The following is a 5,895-nucleotide window of genomic DNA, read 5'->3' on the forward strand; positions in this document are numbered from 1 at the left end:
GGTAGCTATGTGTGGAAGGGATAAGTGCTGAAAGCATCTAAGCATGAAGCCCCCCTCAAGATGAGATTTCCCATAGCGTCAAGCTAGTAAGATCCCTCAAAGATGATGAGGTTGATAGGTCTGGGGTGGAAGCGTGGCAACACGTGGAGCTGACAGATACTAATCGATCGAGGGCTTAACCTAAACCAAAAGCAGAATAAGCCCGTTTAGACCGATAGGATATTTAATCGCTCACCAAGAAGTCGCTTTTTGACTTCGTAGGGAGAGAGAAAATAGCCGTACGGTTTGGCTTATGAAGCTGGATGTCATTGGAAAGTCGTTGTTATCTAGTTTTGAGAGAATAAATCTCAAATGACGTTCAACTAAGAACATCACGTCCTGTGATAACGTTGAACTAACTGACATCATGTCTGGTGGCGATAGCGAAGAGGTCACACCCGTTCCCATGCCGAACACGGAAGTTAAGCTCTTCAGCGCCGATGGTAGTTGGGGGCTCTCCCCCTGTGAGAGTAGGACGCTGCCAGGCGATAATTAGGATGGAAGGTCTGCTAAATACGCGACATCCTGTCGCAACACAGACACTCGTACATCCTATACATCGGAGGATTAGCTCAGCTGGGAGAGCACCTGCCTTACAAGCAGGGGGTCGGCGGTTCGATCCCGTCATCCTCCACCATATATATGCCGGCCTAGCTCAATTGGTAGAGCAACTGACTTGTAATCAGTAGGTTGGGGGTTCAAGTCCTCTGGCCGGCACCACTTTTATCACGATAACTACGTTGGATTAAATCCCTTGCTATCGTGAAATTGTAGTCCTTGTAGAGGGCACCACTTATCCTTACACTAACGACGTTGAGTTTATTTCATAGCTAGTGTAAAACTTTAATTCTTAAAAAGATATAATTCTGCGCCCGTAGCTCAATTGGATAGAGCGTTTGACTACGGATCAAAAGGTTAGGGGTTCGACTCCTCTCGGGCGCGCCATACTAGAAAAGCGAAATAAGCCCCTTTAAATCTATAGGATTTGGCTTATGCAGCTAGCCAATAGAAAACCGGGAAGTAGCTCAGCTTGGCAGAGCACTTGGTTTGGGACCAAGGGGTCGCAGGTTCAAATCCTGTCTTCCCGACCAGTTAAAAATTATTTGCAGCTTTAAAATCATGGGGCCTTAGCTCAGCTGGGAGAGCGCCTGCTTTGCACGCAGGAGGTCAGCGGTTCGATCCCGCTAGGCTCCATTTCATTTCTATCAAGTTGGCGGTGTAGCTCAGCTGGCTAGAGCGTACGGTTCATACCCGTGAGGTCGGGGGTTCGATCCCCTCCGCCGCTACCAAGATGGATCTTTAGCTCAGTTGGTTAGAGCAGACGGCTCATAACCGTCCGGTCGTAGGTTCGAGTCCTACAAGATCCACCATCTATCTAAGAGTGAAAAAGCCGTAGAATTTGGCTTATGGAGCTGGATAGCTTTTTATAGCACTTATACGGAGGAATACCCAAGTCCGGCTGAAGGGATCGGTCTTGAAAACCGACAGGGGCTTCACGGCTCGCGGGGGTTCGAATCCCTCTTCCTCCGCCATTTAATTTAATAAACCATTCCTTATAGTGGAGGGGTAGCGAAGTGGCTAAACGCGGCGGACTGTAAATCCGCTCCCTCCGGGTTCGGCGGTTCGAATCCGTCCCCCTCCACCATTTAAATTTTATTATGGCGATTGTGGCGAAGTGGTTAACGCATCGGATTGTGGTTCCGACATTCGTGGGTTCGATTCCCATCAGTCGCCCCATTCAATCATTGAATATAAAGCAAACAGTATTGGGCTATAGCCAAGCGGTAAGGCAACGGTTTTTGGTTCCGTCATGCGTTGGTTCGAATCCAGCTAGCCCAGCCACTTTGCGGGTGTAGTTTAATGGTAAAACCTCAGCCTTCCAAGCTGATGTTGTGAGTTCGATTCTCATCACCCGCTCCAATTTTAAAATAAAAGTTTGAAATGGGCCTGTAGCTCAGCTGGTTAGAGCGCACGCCTGATAAGCGTGAGGTCGGTGGTTCGAGTCCACTCAGGCCCACCATTTCATTCCACAGTAGCTCAGTGGTAGAGCAATCGGCTGTTAACCGATCGGTCGTAGGTTCGAGTCCTACCTGTGGAGCCATATTATGGCCCGTTGGTCAAGCGGTTAAGACACCGCCCTTTCACGGCGGTAACACGGGTTCGAATCCCGTACGGGTCATTACCTTTTTTCGGACAACTAAAAAGTCCAGCGAGCGCCCTTAGCTCAGCTGGATAGAGCAACGGCCTTCTAAGCCGTCGGTCAGAGGTTCGAATCCTCTAGGGCGCGTAATATTGAACTAACAATTTTGTTAGTTCTTTTTTTATGCAGTTTATCTAATAGGAAAGAGTGAAGCTGACAAAAAAGCATTGGGTCAGCTTCACTCTTTTTTAAAATTATCTCTTTATAAACTCATATATACGTGCTTCATGTGGACCAAGCGTTGTCTCAATAAGAGAATCTTCTTCTTTTACATCATTATAATTTGAAAGAACTAACCTTTTTTCTTTGTCATTAAAGACTGCTGGTAGTTTAAATGGTGTGTTATGGTCAGAATGATTTAAAATCACAAGCCAGCGAACATGATCAAGCGTACGAACGTAAACATATAAATGGTCATCATCTGCAGAATAATCCTCATAATCTCCGTACACCATGACAGGATTTTCTTTTCGTAAAGCAATTAATTTTTTGTAATAGTAATACACAGAATTTGGATTGTGTAATGCTTCTTCAACATTAATTTCCTTATAGTTTGGATTAATATTAATCCACGGCGTTCCTTCTGTAAAGCCGGCATTTTTACTGCTGTTCCATTGAATTGGTGTGCGTGAATTATCGCGGCTTAAAAGTAAAAGACTTTCAAAAACTTCTTCTGGATCGCGTCCTTTTTCTACTTCTTCTTTGTATTTATTTTTCATGGCAATGTCATTATAATCCTCAATCGAATGAAAACGAACACCTGTCATGCCAATTTCTTCGCCTTGAAACACGTAAGGCATGCCTGGAAGTGTATGAATCATTGTGCCGAGCAGTTTAGCAGATTCAATGCGGTATTCGTTGTCATTGCCGTAGCGTGTTACTTGTCTTGTATGATCATGGTTATTTAAAAATTGCGAGTTCCATCCTTTTCCGTAAAAAGCTTTATGCCAGCGCTCTTGAATTTCTTTATAGCCCAGCATATCCCATGTTGGCATATCGTCTGCTATTTCAAAATGAAACAGTGTGTTTAACTCATTTCGATCTTCTCCGGCATATTTTAAACCATCTTCAGGCGTCACAAATGGAATTTCTCCAACTGTTAACACATCATAATGTTTTAGTACCTCTTCATGCATTTCCTGCAGATACTCATGAATTCCTGGGTTGTTGCCTAAATAACTAATGTTTAAAGGGTTTTCGGCATCAGGAAAGCCTTCAAGCTTTGCTAACAAATTAATAACATCCATGCGAAATCCGTTAATTCCTTTATCAAGCCAAAAGCGCATCATCTTATAAATTGCTTCGCGGACTTCTTTGTTTTTCCAATTTAAATCTGGCTGCTCAACTGCAAAGGAATGCATATAATATTGATCTGTTTTTTCATCATATTCCCATACGGAAGGCGTAAAATAAGAGCGCCAATTGTTTGGTTCTTTGCCATTTTTCGGATCTTTCCAAATATACCAGTCGCGTTTTGCATTATCTTTTGAGGAACGCGATTCAATAAACCATGGATGCTGATCAGAAGTATGATTAACAACAAGATCCATCATTACCTTCATATCGCGTTTATGTACTTCGGTAAGCAGTTCTTCAAAATCTGCCATTGTCCCCGCTTTTTCCATAATCGCTTCATAATTTGAGATATCGTAGCCATTGTCTTTATCTGGTGACTCATAAAATGGATTTAACCAAATGATATCAACACCAAGCTCTTTTATATAATCAAGCTTTTCAATGACACCTTTTAAATCACCATAGCCATCTCCATTTGTATCATAAAAACTTCTCCAGTACACTTGATAAACGATCGCTTCTTTCCACCATGTTCGTTTCATTACGTCGATCCCCTTTCCATCTATAAGTTAGATAAAAGAATATGTGATAGTTGATAACGCTTTATTTTTATATTTTGAAAAGCTTTTCATAATTATAACAGGAAGTATTCTGTTTGTCACACCAAGAATGAAGTATAATAAAAAGAAAAATAAGTGTAATGGAAATAGAGAGAGGGATTATGGTTTGATGAATCCAACTATTCACGATATTGCGAAAAGAGCAAATGTATCCATTTCAACTGTTTCGAGAGTGGTAAATAACCCTCTTGCAGTACGAGAGGAAAAACGCCAACGGGTACTAGAGGCGATTAAGGAACTTGGTTATGAACCAAATCCGTTTGCCTCAGGACTGCGAGACCGCCTGACAAAGACAATTGTGGCGATTATTCCTGATATTGCAAATCCATTTTATGCATCGATGTTTCGCGGCATAGAAGATACAGCAAGAGAGCAGCGAAATAATGTGATGATTTGCAATACAGACCGCAATGAAGAGCGTTTTTTTGAATATATGCGTTATTTTAAAAAGAAAAAAGTGGATGGCATTATTTTTGCAAGTGATCCTTTAAAGGAGCATTATTACAAAGGGTTTGAAGAATTAAATATTCCAGTCGTATTAGCTGCAACAAAAAGTGAGGATCATTTACTGCCCTATGTAAAAATTGATGATTATCAGGCAGGCTATGATGCAGGAATGTTTTTAATTCGAAATGGTCATAAGCGTATCGGTATGATTAGCGGACCTAAAAGTGATCCAATTGCAGGACAACCAAGATATGAAGGGTTTTTAGCTTCTTTAAAAAAATATGAAAGGCTTGCGGATGACAGCGTTGTATTTGGGGATTTTCAATATGACAGCGGGTACAGCGGCATGGGAAAATTATATGGAAAACATCCTGATTTAACAGCAGTATTTGCGGCAAGTGATGAAATGGCTTTAGGAGCAATGGCGTTTTTACAGCGCCGCAACATTGATGTTCCAAGACAGGTGTCTGTTATAGGGTTTGATAATATTCGTTTTTCGAGAATGATTACACCACCGCTTACAACGATTTCACAGCCGATCTATGAGATTGGAAAAGAAGCGGCAATGCTGTTGTATGATTGGATTGAAAACCGCGATACAATCCCAAAAGGTAAGCAGCTTCAGCATGAACTAATTGTCCGAGATTCCGTCAGCAATCGAAATACATAATAGCTGATCGTTATTATTTTGAAAAGCTTTTCAGTAATAGTTTATAAAATAATTGAAAGATTAGCGTGTGATATAATAAGAACATCACTATAACATTGTTAGTTGGTTAAGTTTTAGTTTTTAAATAAAGGGGCGTTACATGTATGAAAGATATACCTATTTCCCATTTGCTAAAAAAAATGGAAAGCGAGCTTGGGAAAATTAAAAACGAATATTACGGAGGGGGAGATCAAAAGGACATTCAAGCAGGACTTCATGCGCTTAGAACCTATTGTGAGTTACTGCTTGAAACAGAAGCTGAAGGCACATCTTATCAAAAGCCTGTTTCTATTATGTCTACTCCCAAGTTAAGCAGTGCTTCGGAAGTAATGATGCCGCCAAGCTTTCAGAAGGTTGAGCAATTATCAACGAAAAAGTTAAATGAAGAAGATGCCAATGGAGATTCATTGTTTGATTTTTAAAAAAGGCGGGTCGCTTAATGAGCGACCCGCTTTTCTTAATGGTTTAGAAAACCCCTGGCTATGCCGGGGGTTCCAGAGAGCTTATAGCGTGGTAATAAAAAAACCTCACTTCATGGTAGGATAAAGTTGGTTTCCCGACCACTTCATCTCACCATAGAAGGA

General features: G+C 41.6%; 3 protein-coding genes, 16 tRNA genes and 2 rRNA genes. 20 read left to right on the forward strand and 1 reads right to left on the reverse strand.

Going from position 1 to position 5,895, the window contains the following annotated elements; translation table 11 throughout:
• From DS031_RS23075 to DS031_RS23160, 18 genes are all read left to right on the forward strand, one after another.
• A 23S ribosomal RNA gene (locus DS031_RS23075) occupies positions 1 to 183 on the forward strand; the annotation flags it as partial.
• 226 nt (positions 184 to 409) lie between these two features.
• A 5S ribosomal RNA gene (gene rrf / locus DS031_RS23080) occupies positions 410 to 526 on the forward strand.
• Between the two features lie 74 nt (positions 527 to 600).
• Positions 601 to 676 (forward strand) — tRNA-Val (locus tag DS031_RS23085).
• A 7-nt stretch (positions 677 to 683) separates the two neighbouring features.
• A tRNA-Thr gene (locus DS031_RS23090) sits at positions 684 to 759 on the forward strand.
• A 148-nt stretch (positions 760 to 907) separates the two neighbouring features.
• Positions 908 to 984 (forward strand) — tRNA-Arg (locus DS031_RS23095).
• A gap of 69 nt (positions 985 to 1,053) precedes the next feature.
• Positions 1,054 to 1,130: transfer RNA gene (locus DS031_RS23100), tRNA-Pro, on the forward strand.
• Between the two features lie 30 nt (positions 1,131 to 1,160).
• Positions 1,161 to 1,233, forward strand: a tRNA-Ala gene (locus DS031_RS23105).
• Positions 1,234 to 1,251: 18 nt separating this feature from the next.
• Positions 1,252 to 1,328, forward strand: a tRNA-Met gene (locus DS031_RS23110).
• Between the two features lie 4 nt (positions 1,329 to 1,332).
• Positions 1,333 to 1,409, forward strand: a tRNA-Ile gene (locus DS031_RS23115).
• A gap of 69 nt (positions 1,410 to 1,478) precedes the next feature.
• Positions 1,479 to 1,571: transfer RNA gene (locus DS031_RS23120), tRNA-Ser, on the forward strand.
• A gap of 28 nt (positions 1,572 to 1,599) precedes the next feature.
• Positions 1,600 to 1,684, forward strand: a tRNA-Tyr gene (locus tag DS031_RS23125).
• Positions 1,685 to 1,700: 16 nt separating this feature from the next.
• Positions 1,701 to 1,776 (forward strand) — tRNA-His (locus DS031_RS23130).
• 30 nt (positions 1,777 to 1,806) lie between these two features.
• Positions 1,807 to 1,881 (forward strand) — tRNA-Gln (locus tag DS031_RS23135).
• Between the two features lie 4 nt (positions 1,882 to 1,885).
• Positions 1,886 to 1,959, forward strand: a tRNA-Gly gene (locus tag DS031_RS23140).
• 23 nt (positions 1,960 to 1,982) lie between these two features.
• Positions 1,983 to 2,059 (forward strand) — tRNA-Ile (locus tag DS031_RS23145).
• Positions 2,060 to 2,065: 6 nt separating this feature from the next.
• Positions 2,066 to 2,140, forward strand: a tRNA-Asn gene (locus tag DS031_RS23150).
• Between the two features lie 6 nt (positions 2,141 to 2,146).
• A tRNA-Glu gene (locus tag DS031_RS23155) sits at positions 2,147 to 2,218 on the forward strand.
• A gap of 34 nt (positions 2,219 to 2,252) precedes the next feature.
• Positions 2,253 to 2,326, forward strand: a tRNA-Arg gene (locus DS031_RS23160).
• A 107-nt stretch (positions 2,327 to 2,433) separates the two neighbouring features.
• Here the strand turns inward: DS031_RS23160 and DS031_RS23165 are convergent.
• Positions 2,434 to 4,077 carry a glycoside hydrolase family 13 protein gene (locus DS031_RS23165; RefSeq protein ID WP_113808515.1) on the reverse strand — a complete coding sequence of 548 codons (1,644 nt, stop codon included), beginning with the start codon at positions 4,075 to 4,077 and terminating at the stop codon, positions 2,434 to 2,436.
• Positions 4,078 to 4,264: 187 nt separating this feature from the next.
• Between DS031_RS23165 and DS031_RS23170 the strand changes: the two genes are divergently transcribed.
• Together DS031_RS23170 and DS031_RS23175 are read left to right on the forward strand one after the other, a co-directional pair.
• Positions 4,265 to 5,272 (forward strand): LacI family DNA-binding transcriptional regulator, encoded by a 1,008-nt coding sequence (locus DS031_RS23170; protein WP_181833300.1) that lies wholly within the window; start codon positions 4,265 to 4,267, stop codon positions 5,270 to 5,272.
• Between the two features lie 143 nt (positions 5,273 to 5,415).
• Positions 5,416 to 5,733, forward strand: coding sequence for a YwdI family protein (locus DS031_RS23175; RefSeq protein ID WP_113808517.1), 318 nt, complete (start codon positions 5,416 to 5,418; stop codon positions 5,731 to 5,733).
• Positions 5,734 to 5,895: the final 162 nt, after the last annotated feature.

It is taken from the genome of Bacillus taeanensis (assembly GCF_003318295.1).
GTDB classification, from domain to species: Bacteria; Bacillota; Bacilli; order Bacillales; family UBA6769; genus Maribacillus; species Maribacillus taeanensis.

Bases quoted from the DNA above. Each gene is read 5' to 3' on its own strand.
- DS031_RS23170 (WP_181833300.1), top strand. From the start codon at position 4,265: ATGAATCCAACTATTCACGATATTGCGAAAAGAGCAAATGTATCCATT.
- DS031_RS23175 (WP_113808517.1), top strand. From the start codon at position 5,416: ATGAAAGATATACCTATTTCCCATTTGCTAAAAAAAATGGAAAGCGAG.
- DS031_RS23165 (WP_113808515.1), bottom strand. From the start codon at position 4,077: ATGAAACGAACATGGTGGAAAGAAGCGATCGTTTATCAAGTGTACTGG.